Genomic DNA, 23,878 nt, shown 5'->3' on the forward strand with positions numbered 1-23,878 from the left:
ATAATTATGATGAGAGGTATAAAAATAGAAATATTTTATGTTATCTTTTGTGAGAATAGAAACAGGAGGGAAAGTATGAAGACGAAATGTCAGAAAATATGGGGACTCGTTTTGTCATTGTTGTTAGTTGTTCCATTAATAACAATGAATCCAGTAAAGGCAGAAAATGTTTCCCATAAAGTATTTGAATTATCAGCACCTGAAAAGGCAAGTGTAGGGCATACTATTGATGTCGATTTAAGAATGTATCCTAAAGATAAGTTTGCAGCATTTGATTTGTATATTAATTTTGATGAAGAAGCTTTAAAATATAAGTCTGCAAAATTAGGTATGGGTAGTTTGGGAATTTCAGTGGAGTATAATCAAGTTGCACCTGGAAAACTTAAAGTTGCAGTTGCTAAAGGTGATGAATTTGAAAGTAATATAGACGATTCTATTTTAATAACTTTTAAAATGGAAGTCTTAAATACAAAAGAAGCAGTTGGAACTCATGGTATTCAATTAGAAGTTTATAAATCAACTGATGTTAATGGTGGAAAGCTTGATTTTGTTAATGAAATTAAGAATACACAAATAACAATTGATGCACCATTAAAACAAATATCATTAAATAAAAAAAGTTTAGTGATGGATAAAGGGAATACTGAGACATTGGTTGTGAGTAAAATTCCTGAATTTACAACGAATACTGATGTTGTTCAATGGTCAAGTGAAGATAGTGAAATTGCAAGTGTTGATCAAAATGGAAAAATTACTGCCCACAAAGGTGGAAAAACAACAATTAAAGCAGCTATTGGTGAATTTGCAGCAACTTGTGAAGTGACTGTTACAATACCTTTAGAAAGTTTGTCTATAGATAAGCTTGATAGTGCTATTGATGTTGGAAGTAAACAACAGTTAGTTGTAAAATATTTACCATTAGATACAACAGTAAATAAAAAAGTAACATGGAAAAGTTTAGATACTACGATTGCTACTGTAGATGAAAATGGAATTGTTACAGGAGTGAAACGTGGAACTGCAACTATTCAAGCAACAATGGCGGGTATGAGCACTACTGTTGAAGTAAAAGTAAAACAGCCATTGGTTGGAATTAAAATTGATCAATCAGATTTTACTCTGATTAAAAATAAAGAAAAGGCTTTAACAGTGAGTGAGGATCCATCAGTTCATGATGATGTTATTGATCAAAAAGTTTGGAGTTCTTCTGATGAAAAGATTGCAACTGTTGATCAAAATGGAAATGTAAAAGCAATAAAAGAAGGGGTAGCTGTTATTTCAGTAACATATTATGTTGGAAATAGAACAGTAACTTCTTCTGTAAAAGTAGAAGTTAAAGAAATTCATGTTACAAGTGTGAGCTTAGACAAAACAAAAGTTGAATTGATTAAGGGTGATGAAGGTGATTTAAAAGCCTCTTATGCACCACTAGACACTACTGATGATACAACAATTCAATGGAGTTCATCAAATGATAAGATTGTTACAGTTGATAAAAATGGACATATCAAAGCTATTGCTGGGGGAAAAGCAACAATTACGGCAGTAATTGCAGGTAAGAAAGCAACTTGTGATGTTGAAGTGAGTGTTCCTTTAAAGGGAATTACTATTGAATGTAAAGCGAATGTAATGGAAGTTAAAGATACACAAACATTGACTGTTAAATATGATCCAACAGATACAACAATAGATAAAACAATTACTTGGAAATCAAGTGATAAATCTATTGCTACAGTGGATCAAAAAGGTGTAGTTACTGCGTTATCAAAGGGAACAGTTGATATTATTGCAACGGTTGCAGATAAAACAACAAATATAACATTAACGATTAAACAACCATTATTAGAAATTCAGATTGAACAAAATGATTTTACACTTATTAAGAATGAGACAAAAGAACTAACAGTTAAAGAAAGTCCTTTAAATCATGATGATAAAATTACTAAAAAAGAATGGTCAACTTCTGATGCAAAAGTTGCAAGTGTTGATCAAAATGGTAAAGTAACAGCATTGAAAGAAGGAAAAGCAACAATTACGGCTACTTACTATGTAGGGGAAAAGAGTTATAAAGCAACAGTTATTGTAACTGTTAAAGAAATTCATGTAGAAAAAGTTATCTTAAATAAAACAAACTTAAATTTAGGAAAAGGTGAGAAAGCTACATTGACTGCTACATATACACCACTTAATACAACAGATGAGACAGTAGTTAAATGGACATCATCTGATTCAAGTGTTGTAAAAGTCAATCAAAATGGTGAACTTGAAGCAATTAAAGGTGGAAAAGCAACAATTACAGCTACAATAGCTGGACAAAAAGCAGAATGCCTTGTTAAAGTTAATGTTCCATTAACAGGTATTGAATTAAATGGAGCCAAGACAGTATTAAAAGGACAAACTGCACAATTAACAATTCAAAAAAATCCTAGTGATGCAACTGATGAATTAACAAATATTCAATATCAAACAAGTAATGCATCGATTGCTAAAGTTGATCAAAATGGAAAAGTAACTGGTCTTAAAGAAGGAACTGCTGATATAAGCGTTATTGGATATGTTGGAAATAAACGTTTTGAAGCTATTCATACAATAGAAGTGAAAGAAATTAAATTAGAATCTATTGAAATTAATATAGATTCACCAAGAATTGTTATAAATGAAGCAAAACAAGCGGAAGTTAAATATAATCCTAATGATACAACTGATGATAAAGCTGTCATTTGGTCTTCATCTGATGAAAAAATTGCTACTGTTGATCAAAATGGAAAGATTAAAGGATTAAAAGTTGGTAAAGCAATTATTCAAGTTGTTTCTAAATTTAATGATGAAATTTTTGATGAAATGGAAATAGAAGTTTATGAAATTCCAATGGAATCAATTCAATTGGATAAAGAATCTATAGAATTAACAGTTGGTGATTCATATCAATCTTATGTAACAATTTTACCTGAAAATACAACTGATTCTAAAAAATTAACATGGTTATCTTCTGATGAAGAAATTGCTACAGTTGATTCAAAAGGAAATATCAAAACACTTAAAAAGGGAAATGTTGTTATCACAGTATCTGCAAAAAATGGTGAGATTGTTGCAACCTTAAATGTTAAAGTTGTTAACAAAAAAGGAAAGCCATCTTACATTGTTGATAATCAAGATATCCAATTATCTGTACCTCAAGATCAACTTCAAGACATTTATCAAAATGTTCCAGAAGAATTTAAAGAAATTGTAAATGATGGTGGAAAATTAGATATTATTGTTAAATCTCAAAAAGTTGAAAATAAAGAAGCTCAAATACAATTAAATAATCAATTATCTCAACAAGGACTTCTTAAAGAATATCAAGTAGGAACATGGTTGAATATTGATGTTTTAGCTCAAGTAACTTCATTTGATGGAGAAAAACAAAGTGATGAATTAACAAATTTATCTAAACCATTAAAAATAACAATTGAGATTCCAAAAGATCTTCTTGGTAAGAATCGTGAATATACAATTGTTAGAATTCATGATGGAAAAATAGAAGTTTTAAAAACTCAATTATCTGCTGATAAAAAATATTTAACATTTGAATCAGATAAATTTAGTGAATTTGCTATTTTGTATAAAGATGTAGAAATAAAAGAAGAAACAAATTCACAAAAAGAGAATGATAAAGCAGTTCATACTGATGATACGACACTTATTGGTATGGAGTTAATGGGAATGGTTATTTCAGGAGTAGTTATCGCATTAAGTTATAGAAAGAAAAAATATTTATAATAACAGGCTAGGGTAGGAAACTACCCTCCCCTATATGGGAGGAAAATATGAAAAAAGTTATTAGTGTTGCACTTGCTTTCATTATGGTATTGACTTTAGTTCAATTACCAATGAACGTCCATGCAAGTGGTTTAGAACCATTAAGTGAAGCAATTGATAGTGAAGAAAAACTTACATTAACGCTTTATGGAGAGTATTTTGATGAAGGTGTAAATCTTAGCTTAGAAGTCACATCTCGTGATGACTATCAATTAACAGAAGCCAATAGTTCTGGAAATGTAAGTATTACTTTTCAAGATATTGAAACAAAACAAACATATACACAAGAAATGTCATATTATACAAATGATTTAACTTCAAAGATATATGTCAATGGCAAGTTAGAAAAACTTGGATTTGGAGAAAATCGAAATGTTATTATATCTGCTATTGAAGTCAATCAGATAAAATATACAAACCTTAATGAAGCACAATTTACTTATTCAGATAGAATCGTACCGCACATTGTATCAATAGAATTGGATAAGAATAATAAAAGTGTTTATACAGAAACAGGCGAGTATTCATTTATTATTACTACAGATAAAAATTATAATAGATGGCCAAATGCTAATTTAAATGTTGAAGATGGAAATGGACATTCTAGAAATGTTGGTATGTCTGTAGAGCCTATTAGTGATATACAATATAAATTAACTTATCATATAGATGCTCAGACAGCTGTTAAAGGTCAATATTCTTTTGAATCACTAAATTTTGGTGATTTGTATATTGAAAAAAATTCAGAACTTTATCAATCTTTAGGATTAGATAAAATCTCTTTTAAAGTTGATTTTGGTAGTGATGATTTTAATGCACCAGAATTTGTTGATATTAAATGTAATTTGGATAATGGCGCAACAGTCACTAAAGGAGATAGAGTAATTTATACTATTAAATTAACAAATGATGAGGACATTGATTTAGAAAATTCCTTTATGTGTATATCAGGACGCAATCTGAATTTAAAGAGTATTGGGAATCATGAGTATACTATAGAATTTATTTGTGATGAAAAAACAGAAGCTGGTGATTACCAATTATCATCATTAAGCTTATGTGATGAAAATGGGAATAGAAATGATATTGATAGTAATGCATTTGGTAATCCAAGTTTTACTGTTGTTCAAGATTCAGAAGTAACATATGAAGAACTAAAAATGACCAATATAAAAAAAGAACCTTCTGATTTGATATACCTTAATAAAAACAATCCAGAATATAAAATTACTATCGAATTTAATCATACCATTAGTTATACATATTTAACATTTAATTGCATGAATAGTAATCAAACATATCGAGTGGTAGGAGATATTGATGGAAAAACAGCGACATATACAATTCATTATGATGAAAATATGATAGCTGGTTCATATAATATACAACACTTATATGCAACAAATGGATTCCAAGATATAGATAATTATGGTGATAGTGATTTAAGAAATTTAGGATTTATTATTCAAAGTGAAGATAGGGCCTATTTAAATTCTTTATCACTTACACAAAATAATAAACAAGTAAAACCAGGTGATAAATTAGATTTCCAATTAGATTTTACAAAATTAGTCAATGATGTTAATCTACAATTTGTTAATAAAGATCATCCAAATGTAAGAATTACATTTGATGAATATGATTTTCAAGCATTAAAGGGGACAGTAGAGGGATATATCAATGACACTTATGGGAATGGAGTCTATCAATTAGAAAATATAAATTTTAGAAGTAATGGAGAATATTTCAATCTTTCTTCGCATGAAAATATTTGGAGTTCGTTGAAGTTAGATCAAATTCAATTTGAGATTATTAATAGCCATGATGATTTTGAAGCACCAAAAATAACAAGTGTTCAAATTGATGATTCTCAAGATTTTAATATAACTTCAAAAAATGATACTTGTAGTTTTAAAATAACAACAAGTGAATTAATAAATGTAAATAATTCTAATTTCAGTCTTTCAACAAACAATTCTGAATATTTAGCAAGTCGAATTGAGTTGATTGATGAATCTAAATGTGAATATTTAGTAACAATCTTTACAACAAACCGCTCATTTGATGGGGTTTATTCGATCAATAATTTTAACTTGAGAGATGCTCATGGAAATGAGAATTATTACTATTCTCATCAAGGTAGTGATGATACCAATATTCAAAAAATATTTGGAATAAAAGTTAATGTTTCAGCAGGTATTACTGAAATGAACGATGTGAAACTTTCACATTTCAATTATCAAATTCAAGATATTTATTCAAAAAATGGTAAGGTCTCTATTTCATTAGAAACAGATCAAAGTGTTTCTGGTATAAGTATGAATTTAGAAAATATAACCTATGCAAGATCTAGCTATATAAGTGGAGAGGCAACAAATAACGAAAGAACAAAATGGTTATTTGAAATCGATATTAATGAAATGACATTGAATGGTCAATACAGATTAGAAAGAATCAATATTAATCTTAATGATCAATCAAATGAAATTTATCGTAGCTCTGAAGAATATTCAGAAGTATTTGAAAAAGTAAAATATTATGTAGAATGTGGACGTCAATATGAAAGAGCTCCAAAGATTAAGAAACTTGTTGCTGATAAAAATAATTTGACTAATTATAGTTCAGATGGAAAAGCTATTTTCTATTTAACAACTTCAGCTGATATCAATATAAATCATTCAAATATTCAATTTGCAATAGAAGGTTATGTTAATAAATATGTTAATGTAAGTTATAAAATAGAAAAAACAGCAGATAAAGAGTATAAAATTACTTGTCAAATTGATCATGAAACATTTAATGGTGATTATTATATTCGAAGCATAAATTTGAGTGGTATATATGATAATTCTAATGATTATAATATATATGATAATGGTAGAGGATATTATTATTTGTCAGGATTAGGATTTAAAGTGTCATGTGGTATATCTGATTTAGATGCACCAAAGTTATTAAAAATGTATGGTCATTCATCTAATAAAGAAATATATAAAGAAGCTGGAGAATATACTTATTATTTCCAATTTGATGAGGATATTTCGTTGAATTCAAGTCAATTTGTTTTAGCAGATGAAAATGATAAAGAATATTGGAATAATTTTATTTCTTTAGGTAATCATTTGTATGCTGTTAAATTATATTTCGGAGAAAATGGTCAATTAAAAAATGGTCAGTATCATTTTTCTAATCTTCAAATTAGTGATAAATATGGAAATCATGTGGGTTATCCTAATGATTATGAAAATAATTCAACATTAAATGTATTTGCTAATGAGTTAGATAGTATTCAATTTAAAGTTGATTTGCCTCAAGAAGAAGTTGAAGAATTAAAAATTATTTCTGTAACTCCTGAAGATAATCTTGTTTTCAATGAAGTAGGAGATAAACTCATTTTTAAAGCTGTATTCAATAAAGAAGTCGGTTTTAGTAATATTAATTTTATTAATGTGGCTGGTGATTATATTAATGCCTATGAAATGTCAGTTAAGCCAGTAGAAAATGGTTATGAATATACTTATGGTGTAAATATTACCGATGCTAAAAAACCAGGAGTATATCACATTGATGAATTTGAGGTTTGGGATGATGGTAAACCTTATCAAGTAGATCCATCTTATTATTCAACTATTCAATTTACAAATAATGTTGAATGTAATATGCCATCAATTGATAATGTATCTTCGATTAAATTTAATGGTCCAACAGAATTAAATAATATTGATGAAAAATTATTAGTAGATGTTACTCTTAATAAGAAAATCAATAATTTATCGCTTGATTTTGAATGGGAAAATATTAATGATGAATATTATACAGATACTTATTCTTCATTGATTAATATGGAAGAAAAAGATGGTTTATACATTTATCATTATGAATTTAATGCTTATAATTTTAGTCCATTAAGTCAATATCAATTAAGTAGAATTATCTTTGAATATGATAATGAATATTGTTTTGATATTGATAATCAAGATACACATTGGAAATTATGGAATCTTGATTCAGTAAAAGTAAAAACATTATATGAAAATGAAAGTCACGATGATGTTGGATTTAATATTACTCCAGTTACAACAAATCAATCTATTTATAAAGAAACTGGAACTTATTCATATATCGTTGAATCAGATCAAGAATTTAAATTAACATCAGCAGATATTCGTTCATATAATTATAATTTTACAATCCCAGATGTTACAATTCAGCAAATAGATGCACATAAGTGGCAAATAGATGTTGAAATTAGTAGTAATCTTAAAAATGATATCTATTATTTACGTTATATAACATATCAAGTTGATGGTGATGAGATGGAATGTAGTTTTGAACCAGAACATTGCTTTGAAGTCGCTTGTGGTATAGAAAATCATGTACCTTTAAAGGTTGTTAATATTTCTGATATTCAAAATGAAGAAAACTATAATGCTAGTGACAATAAGGAAATTAGTTTTGTAGTAGAATTTAATAAAGCTATTCAAGATATTAAGGTATATTTTGGAAATTATGAAGATAAACTTTATTGTAGTGAGGTAGCACAATTAGCAGATACAAAATATAAAGTTTATATGAGTGTTGATGAAACATTCAAAACTGGTGAATATTCATTCTTGTCTTTAAAAGCAACAGATGAAGTGAATGAGTCCATTTATTTAGATGAATATAATGAGTTTTTACCAGACGGACATTTAGGATTCAATGTTACAAATGAATTAGATCAAACAGAGAGTGAATTAAAGATTGACGTTGTTGGTCAAAAAACAGAATCTAATGAAACCATTGAAAGAAATGCATGGGCAAATGAAAAAGTAGAATTGAATATTAATATTCAGTCAGATAATGATTCTAAGATCACATATTTAGTGAGCCGAGATGGAAAGAATTTTGAAGAATATAATCCAGAAACAGCTATTGATAATGGTGAACATAAACTTTATATAAAAGCTGTAGATGAAAATAATCAAGAGTCAAATATTGTTGTTGTGAATGTTAAAGTCGATGAAGAACGTCCTTTATCTGAAATCGTTGATATTAGTCCGAAATTGAGATCAGTGATTCAAAAAGTGGGTAGAAAGATTAATATTAAAGCAACTGATGAATTAAGTGGTGTTAAGAGTGTTGAATACAAATTAGTCGCTAAAGGTCAAAATGAAGCAAATTGTCCATATACAATTGGAACAACTGCAACAGTACCTGCTAACTTCGAAGGACAATTAATTGTTAGAGTTACTGATAATGCTGGTAACCAAACAGTTACACCATATGATTTTGAAAGATTAGCAACATTAGAAATTCATTTAAAAGGTCAAACAGATAAAATTGTTGAAAAAGATCAATTATCAATTGATTTAACAATTGATGATAATGATAATATTCAATATGTTGGAATCAAGCGAGATGGTAATGATTATGAAGATATTACTTCATCTTATAAAAATGGTTATGAAGTCACAAAGAATGGTACTTATACAGTTCGTGTAGTAACTCAAAAGGGTGCCGAAGATGAACAAAAGATAGTTTACAATTGTCTTGATACTAATCCTGTATACTTAACATTAATTGGAAATAATCAAGACAAAGTTATGAGTGATCTATTAGAGATTGTATTTAAAAACACAGATATAGTGAAAAAGGTAACAATTCAAAAAGATAATGAAACTCCTCAAGATATTACAAGTACTTATCAGCAAAAGCAAACAATCATTGAAAATGGAACATATACAGTTACCGTTACAACAACATCTGATCAAGAATTTACTCAAAAAATCACTTATAATAATATCTATGTTCCAGATATGACTTTGAAATTTGATATTGATTCTAATCAAGATGAAGAATATCTTACTGAAGATACAGTATCATTCATTATTAGTCCTAAAAATACAGTTGTAACTTCTTTAAAAGTTTATAAAGATGACGTATTGGTAAAAGATATTAAAGATTCATACCAAGATGGTTATAAGATTACTGAAAATGGAAAATATGAATTTAAATTAACAACAAGTGATGGTCAAGAAGCTACAAAAGCAATCACTTATACAAATATTGATAATTCACAACCAGAAGTGACTTTAAGTGGTAATACTGAAAGTACAGAAATGAGAGATAAGCTTACAATTCATGTAAAAGCTGATCAATCAGGAATTGGCCTTGTGAAGATTCAAAAGAATAATCAAGCTGAAGAAAATATTACTGACAGTTATCAAAATGGATATTCAATTGAAGATAATGGTACATATAAGGTTGTAGTGGTAACAAAATCAGGTAAAACTGCTTCTGCAACAATTACTTATACAAAATTAACTGCACCATATATTCATTTGAATGAAATGTCACTTCGTTTAAAACCAAATGAAACATTTGAATTAAAGGCTGAAACAAATATTCCAGATGCAAAATTAATTTGGACAACTTCTGATGATAGAATTGTTAATGTTGATGAAAATGGAAATGTTACTGCCATTGCTAATGGTTCAGCAACAATTACAGTAGAATGTTCTGGTTATAAAGTTGAAGTGAAATGTGAAGTGGTTGTTTCAGACATTTCATACATGTTAGGAGATGTCAATAGGGATGGTGAGATTACTTCAGCGGATGCACAATTAATTTTAAGATACTGTGTTGGAAAAGTTGAACTAGATGACGAACAATTGATATTAGCTGATTTAAACAGTGATGGTGAAATTACTTCAGCGGATGCTCAAAAAGTATTAAGAATTTGTGTTAATAAAGAATAAAAAAGACTTGAGAATGAATAAATCATTCTCAGTCTTTTTCTATGAATTTTTAAACCAATAAATAATGCCATTTTCCAGATAATCTCCTGAAATAGGATTGATAGGAATCTGTTGTAATTTCTTTGTTGGTTTATACCAAACATCCTCTTTTTGTAAACTATTTGCCATAGTTTGAAAAATAACCTTAGGAATTTTAGAATCAGATGCCATATTCATTTCACGATTATCATCATAACCTGTCCAACTTAAAATTGTATAATTGGGATTATAGCCAGCACATAAAGAATCAAAAGAGGTTGAACCTGTTTTCACAGCAAACTTCGTTTTGGTTGGATAGTTGGCCATTGTTGCTGAAGCATAAGTACTATATCTTTTATCAAAAGGTGCAGTTAATAACTGATTTAAGATTAGACAAGATTCTTTGTTGAGTAATTCTTTATTTGTTGGTTTATATTCATATAGAATATCTCCATTATTATTTGTAATCTTGGAAATTGTATGAACATCGTTATAAATCCCTTCATTAGCAAAAGTTGTATACATCTTAGATAATTCGTAAATATTTGTATTCAATGTTCCTAAAGCTAAAGAAGGATGTGGGGAAATATGAGTAAAACCAAATTTCGATAAAGCATTAACCAAAGCCTGTTCACCTAAAAAAATATGTGTTTTTACTGCATAAATATTATCACTCACAGCAATTGCCTGAGCTAAAGTAATATCTTTATAAGCATATTTCTTATTAAAATTAGTCGGTGAATAAGTTTTTCCATTATCTAATTTAAAAGTTGTAGGCTCACTCTTAAACTTTGTTGTGGGAGAAAAGCCATTTTCTAAAGCTACATAATAAAGCAAAGGTTTCATAGTTGAACCAATTTGACGGGCTGCATGAGTTGCACGATTGAACTGTGAAGTTTCATAGTCTTTACCACCAATCATAGCTAAAACACCTGATTGATGATTGTCAACAATTAAACTCGAAACTTCTAATTCATCACGATCTTTCATTAATTGAGAGACTGTTTGATTTAATTCATCTTGTACAGATCTATTTAAGGTTGTTTGAACATTTAAGCCTTGATTAATATAATCTTCACTATAGAAACCTAAATCTTTTAATTCCTGGATAACAGTATCTTTAAAATAAGGATAAGCATTGATTAAAGATGAAGAACGGTCTTGATTGAGTTGAAATGGGGTTTGTAAGGTTTTACTAGCGACTTGTTGAGTAATATATTTTTCTTCAACCAGTCGATCTAAAACAATCTTTTGTCTAGCTTTAGCACGTTTCATATTTTTAAATGGTGAAAAGTATTCTGGACCATTCACAACACCAGCTAATAAAGTTGATTCATTCAAATCTAAGTCTTTTGGATGCTTATTAAAATAATAACGAGCAGCATTTTTAATTCCATAAATCCCATGACCAAAGTAAACCGTATTGATATATCCTTCTAAAATTGTATTCTTATTATAATGTGCCTCTAAACGGGTTGTTAAGAAAGCTTCATTAATCTTTCTTGACCAAGTCTTATCATTGGTTAAAAACATTAATCTAGCATATTGCTGACTAATTGTACTTGCTCCTTCAGCCTTCTTGCTTTCTAATAAATTCGCTTTAATAGCACGCATAATCCCAACCGGATCAAATCCACGATGTTGATAAAAACGATGATCTTCAATCGCTACAATACTTTTAATAAAATCATTTGAAACATCTTTTAAAGTCACATCATTACTTTGTTGATTAGACTGATAATAGAGTTGATTTTGATTATCATATAATTTAATATAATGTCCTTGTCCTAGAATTGGAGCAGGCATCATATAACTAGTTGTGTAGACAATAATCATAAAAACAAAAAAAGCAATGACAATTCTACGTATCCATTTTATAAAAATTTTCAACTCTATCACCTCATCTCTCATTTTTAACAAAAGTATGTTATAATATTCACTGGTGATGGAAAATGTATCAAACAAAAAATATTCATTATAAAGCTATCTTTAAACAAGATGGTCAAAGCGAAACAATTGAATACAAAGCAAAAGGAATTTTACATAATGGTGAAAAGACATTAGTAAGTTTTGAAACAGAAGCGGGTAAGATAGATATGAGCTATGATGAAAATGGAGTCAGTTTAAGTCATGGAGATTCTTTATTGTATTTTGATTTTCATAAAGATCATTGGAATCAATACAAATTACCTTATGGTAGTGTTCCTTTAAAAACAAGATTGCTTAAATTTGAAGCAAATGAAGAAAGAATCAAGATGAAATATGAATTACATGATCAAAGAGGATTGATTTCAACAGTTTATATTTTAATGACTATGATTCCTGATAGTTTTCAGGAGGGTGCATGAAACTTTTAAAAGTCTTTATCAGTCGTATTTTTATCTTTGGAATGTTGATTATTTTACAAATGATCTGGATTGTCTTGATGACAAGTAGTGTTTTAGCATCATATCAATGGCTTAATACAGCTTTAAAAGTTTTAAGTATGGCGGTTGTTTTATGGCTTGTCAACAAAGATGAAAATTCCTCTTATAAATTATCTTGGATTATTCTTATTTTGGTGTTTCCAGTCTTTGGTGGACTTTTATATTTAATGATTGGAAATAAGAAACCAAGTCGTCGCTTGCGTCATAGGATTCAACATGTGATTGATGATATTCAAGATGAATTGATTATGGAAGATGAAATGAGTGATAAAGATGAACAATTTAAAAAAGATGGTTTAACTTATTTAGCTGATTTAGGGTTTGGAACATATACCAATACTCAAACCAAATATTATGCTTTAGGTGATTATTGTTATGTGGATTTATTAAGAGATATTATGAATGCTAAGCATTATATTTTTATGGAGTATTTTATCGTTGCTAGAGGGATGATGTTTGAAACAATCTTGGAATTATTGAAACAAAAAGTTCAAGAGGGTGTTGAGGTACGTTTTATTTATGATGATGTCGGAAGTTTAACGACTGTTTCTTATCGTTTTGAAAAGAAATTAGAACAAGCGGGTATACAATGTGTTGTTTTTAATCCTTTTGTACCAATGTTGTCAGTTGCGATGAATCATCGTGATCATCGTAAAATTTGTGTGATTGATGGCTATATTGGTTATAGTGGTGGATTTAATTTGGCCGATGAATATATTAATGCAAAGATGCGATTTGGGCATTGGAAAGATACAGGCATTCGTATAGAAGGTAACGGAGTATGGAATTTAACGACAATGTTTTTGACAACTTGGAATGCTTATAAGCATCAAGATCAATCTTATGTTCAATATCGTCCAACTTTTAATCAAAAAGATACACTTTTAAATGATGGGTATGTGGTCGCTTATGGAGATTCACCTTTGGATGAAGAACGTACGGGCGAAAACATTTATTTAAATATGATTCAGCAGGCTAAACATGAAATTTTAATCATGACTCCTTATTTTATTATTGATGAAACAATGATGAAAGCTTTAATTTTAGCTCGACGTAAAGGAGTCGTAGTAAAAATCATTACCCCTGGGGTTCCTGATAAGAAAAATGTTTATCGTGTCACGCGTTCTTATTATTACCCATTAATTCAAGAGGGTATTGAGTTTTATGAATATAAACCAGGTTTTTTACATGCTAAAATGGTTTTATGTGATCAAAGAATTGCAACGGTAGGAACAATTAATTTTGACTATCGCAGTCTCTATTTACATTTTGAATGTAATGTCTTATTAACCCAAAAACAAACGATTTTAGATATCTCAAAAGATTTTAAAGAAACACTTGCTTTAAGCGAAAAAATAGATTTAAAATATAGTCGACGCTTTAGAGGAATTTATGAAGCAATTTTACGATTATTTGCCCCTTTGATGTAAGAAAAATGTTGACTATATCGTCAAATATGATATTGTATTTAAAGTATGATAAAAAGCGTAAAGGAGGATACTATGGCTGTTAATAAAATAGAGCTTTCTTTAAAGAAAGTCTTACAAAAAGCAATTATTGATTTAGGATATGTAGAAGATTATAATCTTGAACAAATAGTCATTGAAATCCCAAAAGATAAAGCTCATGGTGATTATTCAAGTAATATTGCAATGCAATTAACAAAAGTCTTAAGAAGAAATCCAAGAGAAATTGCTCAAGGGATAGTCAATGCAATTGATAAAGATATGGGGAATATTGATCATGTAGAAATTGCGGGACCAGGATTTATTAATTTGTTTTTAAAGAAAGATGCTATGACATCTATCTTAAAGGAAGTTTTACAAGAGAAAGAACATTATGGAGAAACTGATTTTGGACAAGGAATCAAATATAACATTGAATTTGTTTCAGCTAATCCAACTGGTGATTTACATTTAGGACATGCTAAAGGGGCAGCAGTAGGTGATAGTATTTGTCGTATCATGAGTGCTGCTGGATATGATGTGACTAAAGAATATTATATTAATGATGCGGGAAATCAAATCACGAATTTAGCATTATCTTTATATGCTAGATATTTACAAGCTTTAGGAATTGAAAAAGAATTACCTGAAGATGGATATTATGGAAAAGATATTATTGATATTGCTCAAAAGATTAAAGATGAATTTGGTGATAAATTCCAACATGTTGATGAAAAAGAAGCTATTGCTTATTTTAGAAAAATTGGTACAGAACATGAATTACAAAAGATTAAAGATATTTTAAAAGAATTTAGAGTTGTTCATGATGTATGGTTTAGTGAAACATCTTTATATGAGGAAAATAAGATTGAACCAACTATTCAAAAGTTAAAAGATCAAGGTTATACTTATGAAGCTGAAGGAGCTTTATGGTTTAAGTCAACTGAGTTTGGTGATGATAAAGACCGTGTTTTGATTAAATCAGATGGAAGTTATACATATTTGACACCAGATATTGCATATCATTTAAATAAGTTGGATAGAGGTTATGAATATTTAGTTGATTTACTTGGAGCTGATCATCATGGTTATATTAATCGTATGAAAGCAGCTATTCAGGCATTAGGATATAATGCTGATCAATTGAATATTGATATTATGCAAATGGTCAGAATGGTAGAAAACGGTGAAGTTGTTAAAATGAGTAAACGTACTGGTAATGCTGTGACAATTAAGGATTTAATTGAAGATATTGGGGTTGATGCAACTCGTTATTTCTTTGTATCTAAGGCAGCAAGTTCACCATTTGATTTTGATTTAGGTTTGGCAAAATCACAATCTAATGATAATCCAGTTTATTATGCTCAATATGCCCATGCAAGAATGTGTTCAATTGAAAGACAAGCTAAGCAAGTACAAATTGATGTAGCTGATCATTTTGAATTATTAGTTCATCCAAAAGAAATTGAACTTGTTAAACATATTAATGAATTTAGAAATGAAATTATTGAAAGTGCAAAACAAAGATCACCTCATAAAATTACAAATTATATTCAAAAACTTGCTCAATTGTTCCATTCGTTCTATAATGATTGTTATGTTATAGATGAAGAAAATAAAGAATTATCTTCACAAAGATTAGCTTTAGTAAAAGCAAGTCAAATGACTTTAAAGAATGCATTAAATTTAGTTGGTGTAAGTGCACCTGAAAAAATGTAGGAGGATATTATGATTGATTATAAACAAAGTTCAATGGTAGATGTTGCATTTGATTTAATGAAGAAGAAAAAGAAGAAAACGAATCATTATTTTATACTAATATTACTTTAGATGGTCGTTTAATTACAGTTGGTGAAAATCGTTGGGATTTAAGAAGCCGTCATAAATTTGATGAAGTTCATATTGATATGAATGATATCTATGCTGATGAGGAAGAAGATACATCAGATGAAGAAGATGATGATGGATTAGTTGAAGATGATTATAACTAGAGATGGGAACATCTCTTTTTCTTTTGAAATCATTTGAGTTGTGTTGAAAGTAAAGACATGGTAGAATTGATGCATTATGATGAAAAGGAAGATATGATGAAGAAAAATAAACATGAAAAATATAGTTTACTTACGGCAATTACAATGATTGTTGGCACTTGTATAGGTTCTGGTATCTTTTTTAAGAGTGATAATATTTTAATTGCGACAAATGGTAGTATTATGTTAGGAGTTATTTTATTTGTTTTAGCTGCGATTGCAATTATCTTTGGCAGTTTAAGTGTTGGTGAGCTTGCAGCGAAAACAAATGAACCAGGGGGACTTGTGACTTACGCTCAAGAGTTTGTGAATGCTAAGACAGCTTGTGGATTTGGTTGGTTTTTAACTTTTATATATTATCCAACGATTGCTGTAGTGGTATCTTGGGTGATTGGGGTTTATGTTGATATTTTATTTCATCTTCAAGCCTCTTTAGAATTACAGATGATCATTGGGTTTATCTTTTTAAGCATTTGTTTTGTTTATAACATTTTACTTCCTAAGTTAGGAGCAATCTTTCAGGATGTTTCAACTTTTATTAAGATGTTACCTTTACTGTTGTTAGGAATATTGGGGATTCTTTTTGGTGATCCTCTGGCAGGACTTGGCGATATTGGTCCAACTACGCTTTTATCTTCAAGTTGGATTATGGCCTTAGGTCCCATTGCTTATTCATATGATGGATGGATTGTTGCGACTTCTATTGCCCATGAAGTCAAAGATGCTAAAAAAGCTATGCCCAAAGCATTAACAATTGCGCCTTTAATTGTTTTGGCTATCTATACTCTATATTTTGTTGGAATAACGAGTTATTTAGGCGTTGATCAAGTAATGGCATTAGGTGATGCACATGTCAGTGTTGCAGCAAGTGCATTATTAGGAAATACATTTGCTAAGATGATTGTTGTTTTTGTGATTATTTCGGTAATGGGAACTGTTAATGGACTGGTGACTGGATATATGCGTATGCCTTATTCATTAGCTTTACGTAAAGGAATGTTTCTTTGGGAAGCTCAATTAAAGAAGGTTGATGAGAAGTTGGACATTCCTGTTTATTCAGCCATTTTTGCTTTTGTAGTTTGTACAATATGGATGGTCATCCATTATTTATGTACTCGCTTTAATATATTACCTAATAGTGATGTTTCTGAGATTGCTATTTCGATGGCATATATGCTTTATATTGTTTTGTATTATCAAGTTTATCAATTATATCGTCGAAAGGAAATAAAAAGCTTTTTTAAAGGTGTGATTTGTCCATTTCTAGCAACATTAGGATCTTTTATTATTTTATCTGGTGGTATGCAAAGTCAATATTTTATATATTATCTTTTCATATGTGGATTGGTTTATTTGATTTCTCAAGTTTATTATCACTTCCATCAAAAGTAAAGATTTATTTCGTGGTATGAAAAGTGTATAATAGGACAAGGAGGCGGTCATGTTGGATATTTATTATGAAGTTATAGGGGATGGTTTTCCATTGGTTTTTGTACATGGGAATAATGAAGATCATCATATTTTTGATCAGGCAGTTCAGATATTATCTCAACAGTATCGCTGTATTTTAATTGATTCACGTTATCATGGTCAATCTATTTGCCAAGGTGAGTTATCTTATCAACAAATGGCTAAAGATGTGCAAAGTGTGATAACTTCTTTGGCTATTGAAGCTTATGATTGTATTGGTTTTAGTGATGGAGCTATTGTTTCTTTATTACTTGGAATGAGTGATCAAAGACTTCAACATATTGTAAGTATTGGAGCGAATACCAAGCCATCAATGATTAAACCATTTTATCGATTGACATTTTATATTGAAATGATTTGTTTGTTACCTTTTTGTTTATACAATAAAAAAGCCAGAAAAACATTTCGATTATCTTGTTTAATGTTACGTCAGCCACAAATTTCCTATGATGATTTAAAAAATATTCATGTTCCAGTATTGGTTATGGCAGGCGAATATGATATGATAAAAAAAGCTGATACTTTGAAGATAGGAGAGTCTATCCCTTATTGTGTTGTGAAAATAATTAAACAAGGGAATCATTTTTTATTAAGGGATTCTTTTCAGCAAACAATAAGAGAAATTGAGCTTTTTTTAAATGCATGTCATCAGGAGGAGTAAGTATGAAAGTATGTTGTGTGAAAGATGTCTGTATTGGTGAAGGAAAACCAAAGATTTGTTTACCTATTGTTGGACATAATGATGAAGAAATCTTATCTCAGTTGGATTCATTTCAAGATTTAACATATGACCTTATTGAGCTAAGAATAGATTATTATCAGGATATGAAAGATAATGAAAAAGTGAAATGTTTATTAAGAAAATTACGGGCACAAACTGATGTTCCTCTTTTATTGACTTATCGTTCTTTAAAAGAAGGGGGTTGTATTCAATTAAGTGATCAAGAATATAAAAAACTTATTCAAATTGCTTGTGAAAGTCATTGTATTGATTTAGTTGATATTGAATTAATGAGTGGCAATGCTTTGGTTTTTGAACTTGTTGAGATAGCTCATCAAAATAAGATTAAGGTTGTTATGTCTAATCATGATTTTCAAGGAACTCCAAGTTCTCATGATATGATGGATAGACTAGAGAAAATGGAAATTTTAGGTGGGGATATTTGTAAGTTGGCAGTGATGCCACAAACTTATAAAGATGTCATTAGATTATTAAATGTGACATTAGAAATGTCAGAGCGTTTAAATAGACCTGTTGTGACTATGTCAATGGGTGATTTAGGAAAAATATCTCGTATAGCTGGTGAATTAACTGGTTCATCAATAACATTTGCAAGTGGGCATCAAGCTTCAGCACCTGGTCAAATTCCAGCAAATCAATTGAATGCATTATTGGAGGCGATACATCATGATTAATTTTCAAAAGGCAACAGAAGCATTTAAGAAATATATTTCTCAATATGATGAGACAATCCCATCTATTCGTTTAAAAATTGTTCATACTTATGAAGTGATGAAGTGCAGTGATTATTTATGTGAGCAGTTAAGATTAAATCAAGAGGATAAGGAGTTAGCTGCATTAATTGCTTTACTTCATGATATTGGTCGTTTTGAACAATGGATGAGATATCAAAGCTTTGCTGATTATAAGACAATTGATCATGCTTTATTTTCTAGTCAATTATTGTTTGATGAGGGTTTGATTAGGGAGTTTATTGATGATTCTCAATATGATAGAATTATTAAGAATGCTATTGAACAGCATAATAAATATAAAATAGACGAAGGTTTTGATGAAAGAACTTTATTGTTTATTCATATTATTCGTGATGCTGATAAATTGGATAACTTTAGAGTTAAAGAGGAAGAAGATCTTGAAACAACAATTTATGTTTCTTATGATGAGGTGAATAAAGAAACAATTTCACCTAAAATATATGATCAATTTTATCATCAAGAATTAATCTATGGACCAAATAGAATAACTCATTTGGATATGTGGTTATCATATATTGCATTTATTTTTGATCTTCATTTTTTAAAGAGTTTACAGTATGTTAAAGAAAAAAATTGGGTAAATCGTTCTTTTGATAGAATTAATCCAAGTGATCCAAAGACACATGAACAATATGAGACACTAAGACGACGTGCTTTGGACTATATTGGATAGGAAGGAATATGTATGGGGCATAAGAAAACAAGAAAAATGGTTTATATGGCATTATTGAGTGCTATAGCGATTGTTTTACATATGACGGAAACGGCTTTACAGTTACCTTTACCACCAGGAATGAAATTAGGGTTAGCTAATATTATTTCTATGGTTGTGATTGAATTATATGGTGTAAAAGAAATGTTTATTGTTAATTTCTTTAGAGTTGTTGTATCAAGTTTAATGACAGGAATCTTTTTGTCTCACCCATTCTTCATTAGTTGTGGAGGGGTTTTATTAAGTAGCCTGGCTTTGGCTGTTTTAAAGAAAGTGACTTCGCTGCCGATTATATCAACATCTATTATTGCTGCTGTGTTCCATAACATTGGACAGGTTCTTGTTGTAGCATATTTGTTATCTTCGCAAGCTATTATGTCATATATCTTTGTATTATTGGCATCTTCTATTCCTACAGGTATTTTTGTTGGAATGGTAGCAATAGAAATTTTAAAACGTGTAAAAAAAGAACAATTTCAATAACAGTGAAAACTGTTATTTTTCTTTACATTGACATTTACTTTGAGCAAATATATAATAAAAATGAAAAAAGTTGAAAATAAAAAAAGAAAAATGAGACTTTCCTAGCGTATATATAAGTAGGAGGGTTAATTTATGAGTGAAAAAAATTATTATGTATCAGATGTCTTTTTTAAACTGACCTTTGGTCAAAATACCAGTGAATCCAAGCGGTTAAGAGAATTTCTTTTGAAAAATATCATTCCCCTTGTCCCAATTCACGATTTAAGTGTGGCGAATCCAGAACTAACACCTCAGATGATTCGTATGAAAAACAATATCTTGGATATTCATATGCAAAACAACCAATATGAAATTGATATGGAAATGCAGAATTCCAAGATGAGCGTCTTTCTCAATAGACGCTTCATACATTATTCCTGTCGTCTGATTGACTATCAGCTGGAAGCGGGAGATACATCAGGAAAACTGAAGGAACTGATTCAGATTGTGTTCATCAGAGATATTGATAAGCGTTGTCCAAGATTGATGGATGATTTCTATGCCAAGAATACATACAATATTTCTCAGTTGGGATATCTGCAGACAACAATCTATGTCTATCTTCCTTATGTCAATAAAATAGCCAGTGAAAAAGAATGTCTAAGTGAATTTGAAGCATTGATTTATTTAATGGAGAATGGAAATGTAGAAGGAATCAAATATGAAGAAAAGGAAGGGATGATTAAGATGATGAAGAAGAAATACAACAAGTTTATAAAGGATAAGAAGATGGTGAAGGAAGTGGATGCAAGATATCAGGTACAGTATGATTTTCAGGAGTGGCATGATGTAGATGTAGAATATGCCAAGAAGGCTGGATTAGAAGAAGGACTTCTAGTGGGAAAGAAAGCTGGATTAGAAGAAGGACTTCTAGTAGGAAAGAAAGTTGGATTGGAACAAGGACTATCAGAAGGCAAGTTAGAAATGGCAATACGTATATATGAGATGAAATATCATCAAGATGGAGAGTGGCTAAAGGAATGCACGCAAGAACAATTAGATTATTTTAGTCAACTGATATTGACAGATATAGAATCAAGTGAGCTCAAAGAGAAAATCATGAATTTAGTATCCTGAAGAAAGGTGATGATGTCGTCGTGAAGTTTATCAAGGATAAGAAGAAGGTAAAGGAAATGGACGCAAGATATCAGGTGCAGTATGATTTTCAGGAATGGCATGATGTAGATGTAGAATATGCCAAAAAGGCTGGATTAGAAGAAGGACTTCTAGTAGGAAAGAAAGTTGGATTGGAACAAGGACTATCAGAAGGCAAGTTAGAAATGGCAAAGCGACAATATGAGATGAAATACCATCAAGATGGAGAGTGGTTAAAGGAATGTAGTCAAGAACAACTTGATATATTTATTCAATTTATTTTGACAGATATTGGATATAAGGAATTAAAAGAAAAAGTCATAAATGGAAAAGAGAAATAGAAATGATAGTAGATGAACTAAAAAGAGTTTCAAAAGTTACACATATTGAATCATTGATACTTTTAACATATCACCAAATAGCGCCAGATTGGTTAGCACAATGTACTTTAGAACAACTGGCAATTCTTTTTGAGGGTATTGTTGAAAAACATTGGGAATATCACCAATTAAATCAATGCTTATTAACTAAGGAATAGAAGTAAAATTCTATTCTTTTTTCTTATTATAGAAAGCGCTTGTAGAGTTTGATATAATAGAAAAAGAAAGGAAGAAAACTATGGAAGAATTTATATTATCAATTGATCAAGGAACAACCAGTACCCGTGCTATTTTGTTTGATCATCAAGGAAAGTTAAGATATGTATCACAAAGAGAATTTCCTCAATATTTTCCTCATCCTGGCTGGGTTGAACACGATGCAAAACAAATTTGGAATACGGTCATTGAAGTTGTACAAAGCTTATTTATCGAAAATAATATTAAACCAGAACAAATTAAAGGAATTGGAATTACAAATCAAAGAGAAACAACAGTTGTATGGGATAAAATAACAGGAGAACCTATTTATCATGCAATCGTATGGCAATCAAGACAATCACAGGATATTTGTGATCAATTGATTGATGAAGGGTATAGTGAGTTTATTCAAAAGAAAACAGGACTATTAATAAATCCTTATTTTAGTGCAAGTAAAATAAGATGGATATTGGATCATGTCGAAATCAAAGATAAAAATAATTTATTGTTTGGGACAATTGATACTTGGTTAGTTTGGAAATTAACAGGGGGAAAAGTCCATGTGACTGATTACTCAAATGCTTCAAGAACACTACTTTACAATATTCATGAATTAAAATGGGATCAAGAACTTTTAGATTTATTTGATATACCATCAAGTATGTTACCAGAAGTTAAGGATTCTTCATATATATACGGATATAGTGATGAAACACTTCTAACTGGACTTCATTTTAAAGCTCCAATTAGTGGAATAGCTGGAGATCAACAAGCGTCTTTATTTGGCCAAACATGTTTTCATGATGGAGATGTAAAAAATACCTACGGAACAGGTTGCTTTATGTTGATGAATACAGGGAATAAACCAGTTTCATCAAAGAATGGATTATTAACAACAATTGCCTGGGGAATTGATGGACAAGTGACTTATGCCTTAGAAGGTTCGGTATTTGTAGCGGGAAGTGTTATGCAATGGTTAAGAGATGGGTTAAAATTATTTGATAATGTTTTAGAAAGTGAGAATATGGCAAGACAATTAAATGATAATGATGGTGTTTATTTGGTTCCGGCTTTTGTAGGACTTGGGACACCTTATTGGGATAATGATGCCAGAGGAACAATGTTTGGATTAACAAGAGGAACATCACGCAATCATATTGTTCGAGCTGCCTTGGAATCAATCGCTTATCAAAGTAAAGATGTCATTGAAACAATGAAAGAAGAAGCTCATATTACATTAGATCATCTTTCTGTTGATGGTGGAGCAACATCTAATGACTTTTTAATGCAATTTCAAAGTGATATTTTAAATACATCTATTGTTTGCCCACAAGTTAAAGAAACAACAGCATTAGGAGCAGCTTATTTAGCTGGATTGGCAGTTGGATTTTGGAAGCACCAAGAAGAAATTGCTAAGATGCATTCTATTATGAAAACATATCAACCATCTATGAAGGAAGATTTACGTAAAAAATATTATCAAGGCTGGTTAAAAGCTGTAGAAGCAACAAGAGTCTTTAAATAAGAGAAATTTTCTCTTATTT

General features: G+C 29.8%; 16 protein-coding genes. 15 read left to right on the plus strand and 1 reads right to left on the minus strand.

What is annotated here, in order from left to right; genetic code table 11:
• Window positions 1-75 precede the first annotated feature (75 nt).
• Complete coding sequence (locus EDD60_RS10875) at window positions 76-3,762, plus strand: Ig-like domain-containing protein (protein WP_165973146.1); 3,687 nt, start codon at window positions 76-78, stop codon at window positions 3,760-3,762.
• 47 nt (window positions 3,763-3,809) lie between these two features.
• Window positions 3,810-10,541 (plus strand): dockerin type I domain-containing protein, encoded by a 6,732-nt coding sequence (locus tag EDD60_RS10880; protein ID WP_066448049.1) that lies wholly within the window; start codon window positions 3,810-3,812, stop codon window positions 10,539-10,541.
• Between the two features lie 39 nt (window positions 10,542-10,580).
• Here EDD60_RS10880 and EDD60_RS10885 read toward each other — a convergent pair whose 3' ends face one another.
• Window positions 10,581-12,449, minus strand: a complete 1,869-nt coding sequence (locus EDD60_RS10885; RefSeq protein WP_066448047.1) for a transglycosylase domain-containing protein — start codon at window positions 12,447-12,449, stop codon at window positions 10,581-10,583.
• 62 nt (window positions 12,450-12,511) lie between these two features.
• Here EDD60_RS10885 and EDD60_RS10890 point away from each other — a divergent pair, with 62 nt between their 5' ends.
• The 13 genes from EDD60_RS10890 to glpK all read left to right on the plus strand — a co-directional run bounded on the left by EDD60_RS10890 (window position 12,512) and on the right by glpK (window position 23,859).
• Window positions 12,512-12,907, plus strand: coding sequence for a DUF1934 family protein (locus EDD60_RS10890; protein ID WP_066448045.1), 396 nt, complete (start codon window positions 12,512-12,514; stop codon window positions 12,905-12,907).
• Entirely contained in the window at window positions 12,904-14,415 is a 1,512-nt protein-coding gene (gene cls, locus EDD60_RS10895) for a cardiolipin synthase (RefSeq protein ID WP_066448043.1), read from the plus strand. Before EDD60_RS10890 ends, cls begins: the two co-directional genes overlap by 4 nt.
• Window positions 14,416-14,487: 72 nt before the next feature.
• Window positions 14,488-16,149, plus strand: a complete 1,662-nt coding sequence (gene argS / locus EDD60_RS10900) for an arginine--tRNA ligase (protein ID WP_132226408.1) — start codon at window positions 14,488-14,490, stop codon at window positions 16,147-16,149.
• A gap of 101 nt (window positions 16,150-16,250) precedes the next feature.
• Entirely contained in the window at window positions 16,251-16,421 is a 171-nt protein-coding gene (locus EDD60_RS10905) for a hypothetical protein (RefSeq protein WP_243646670.1), read from the plus strand.
• Window positions 16,422-16,478: 57 nt separating this feature from the next.
• Complete coding sequence (locus EDD60_RS10910) at window positions 16,479-17,852, plus strand: APC family permease (protein ID WP_243646667.1); 1,374 nt, start codon at window positions 16,479-16,481, stop codon at window positions 17,850-17,852.
• Between the two features lie 49 nt (window positions 17,853-17,901).
• Complete coding sequence (locus EDD60_RS10915) at window positions 17,902-18,591, plus strand: alpha/beta fold hydrolase (RefSeq protein WP_243646668.1); 690 nt, start codon at window positions 17,902-17,904, stop codon at window positions 18,589-18,591.
• Between the two features lie 2 nt (window positions 18,592-18,593).
• A complete protein-coding gene (aroD, locus tag EDD60_RS10920; RefSeq protein WP_066448036.1) occupies window positions 18,594-19,346 on the plus strand; it encodes a type I 3-dehydroquinate dehydratase in 753 nt (250 codons plus the stop codon).
• Window positions 19,339-20,100 carry an HD domain-containing protein gene (locus EDD60_RS10925; RefSeq protein WP_066448034.1) on the plus strand — a complete coding sequence of 254 codons (762 nt, stop codon included), beginning with the start codon at window positions 19,339-19,341 and terminating at the stop codon, window positions 20,098-20,100. The genes aroD and EDD60_RS10925 overlap by 8 nt, the downstream gene beginning before the upstream one ends.
• Window positions 20,101-20,112: 12 nt before the next feature.
• Window positions 20,113-20,622 carry a Gx transporter family protein gene (locus tag EDD60_RS10930; RefSeq protein WP_066448032.1) on the plus strand — a complete coding sequence of 170 codons (510 nt, stop codon included), beginning with the start codon at window positions 20,113-20,115 and terminating at the stop codon, window positions 20,620-20,622.
• 132 nt (window positions 20,623-20,754) lie between these two features.
• Complete coding sequence (locus EDD60_RS10935) at window positions 20,755-21,738, plus strand: PD-(D/E)XK nuclease family transposase (protein WP_132226409.1); 984 nt, start codon at window positions 20,755-20,757, stop codon at window positions 21,736-21,738.
• A 56-nt stretch (window positions 21,739-21,794) separates the two neighbouring features.
• Entirely contained in the window at window positions 21,795-22,097 is a 303-nt protein-coding gene (locus EDD60_RS10940) for a hypothetical protein (RefSeq protein WP_132226410.1), read from the plus strand.
• 2 nt (window positions 22,098-22,099) lie between these two features.
• Window positions 22,100-22,294 (plus strand): hypothetical protein, encoded by a 195-nt coding sequence (locus tag EDD60_RS10945; RefSeq protein WP_066451121.1) that lies wholly within the window; start codon window positions 22,100-22,102, stop codon window positions 22,292-22,294.
• A gap of 80 nt (window positions 22,295-22,374) precedes the next feature.
• On the plus strand, window positions 22,375-23,859 hold the full coding sequence (gene glpK, locus EDD60_RS10950; RefSeq protein WP_066451124.1) for a glycerol kinase GlpK: 1,485 nt from the start codon (window positions 22,375-22,377) through the stop codon (window positions 23,857-23,859).
• Window positions 23,860-23,878: the final 19 nt, after the last annotated feature.

Origin of the sequence: Longibaculum muris, from assembly GCF_004343035.1 — a bacterium.
In the GTDB taxonomy this organism is placed as follows: Bacteria; Bacillota_I; Bacilli_A; order Erysipelotrichales; family Coprobacillaceae; genus Longibaculum; species Longibaculum muris.

What these genes read in the sequence shown, in the direction of transcription:
- EDD60_RS10945 (WP_066451121.1), top strand. Translation starts at nt 22,100, where the DNA reads ATGATAGTAGATGAACTAAAAAGAGTTTCAAAAGTTACACATATTGAA.
- EDD60_RS10940 (WP_132226410.1), top strand. Translation starts at nt 21,795, where the DNA reads ATGGACGCAAGATATCAGGTGCAGTATGATTTTCAGGAATGGCATGAT.
- EDD60_RS10915 (WP_243646668.1), top strand. Translation starts at nt 17,902, where the DNA reads ATGTTGGATATTTATTATGAAGTTATAGGGGATGGTTTTCCATTGGTT.
- EDD60_RS10925 (WP_066448034.1), top strand. Translation starts at nt 19,339, where the DNA reads ATGATTAATTTTCAAAAGGCAACAGAAGCATTTAAGAAATATATTTCT.
- EDD60_RS10880 (WP_066448049.1), top strand. Translation starts at nt 3,810, where the DNA reads ATGAAAAAAGTTATTAGTGTTGCACTTGCTTTCATTATGGTATTGACT.
- EDD60_RS10875 (WP_165973146.1), top strand. Translation starts at nt 76, where the DNA reads ATGAAGACGAAATGTCAGAAAATATGGGGACTCGTTTTGTCATTGTTG.
- EDD60_RS10930 (WP_066448032.1), top strand. Translation starts at nt 20,113, where the DNA reads ATGGGGCATAAGAAAACAAGAAAAATGGTTTATATGGCATTATTGAGT.
- EDD60_RS10890 (WP_066448045.1), top strand. Translation starts at nt 12,512, where the DNA reads ATGTATCAAACAAAAAATATTCATTATAAAGCTATCTTTAAACAAGAT.
- EDD60_RS10910 (WP_243646667.1), top strand. Translation starts at nt 16,479, where the DNA reads ATGGTAGAATTGATGCATTATGATGAAAAGGAAGATATGATGAAGAAA.
- argS (WP_132226408.1), top strand. Translation starts at nt 14,488, where the DNA reads ATGGCTGTTAATAAAATAGAGCTTTCTTTAAAGAAAGTCTTACAAAAA.
- cls (WP_066448043.1), top strand. Translation starts at nt 12,904, where the DNA reads ATGAAACTTTTAAAAGTCTTTATCAGTCGTATTTTTATCTTTGGAATG.
- glpK (WP_066451124.1), top strand. Translation starts at nt 22,375, where the DNA reads ATGGAAGAATTTATATTATCAATTGATCAAGGAACAACCAGTACCCGT.
- EDD60_RS10935 (WP_132226409.1), top strand. Translation starts at nt 20,755, where the DNA reads ATGAGTGAAAAAAATTATTATGTATCAGATGTCTTTTTTAAACTGACC.
- aroD (WP_066448036.1), top strand. Translation starts at nt 18,594, where the DNA reads ATGAAAGTATGTTGTGTGAAAGATGTCTGTATTGGTGAAGGAAAACCA.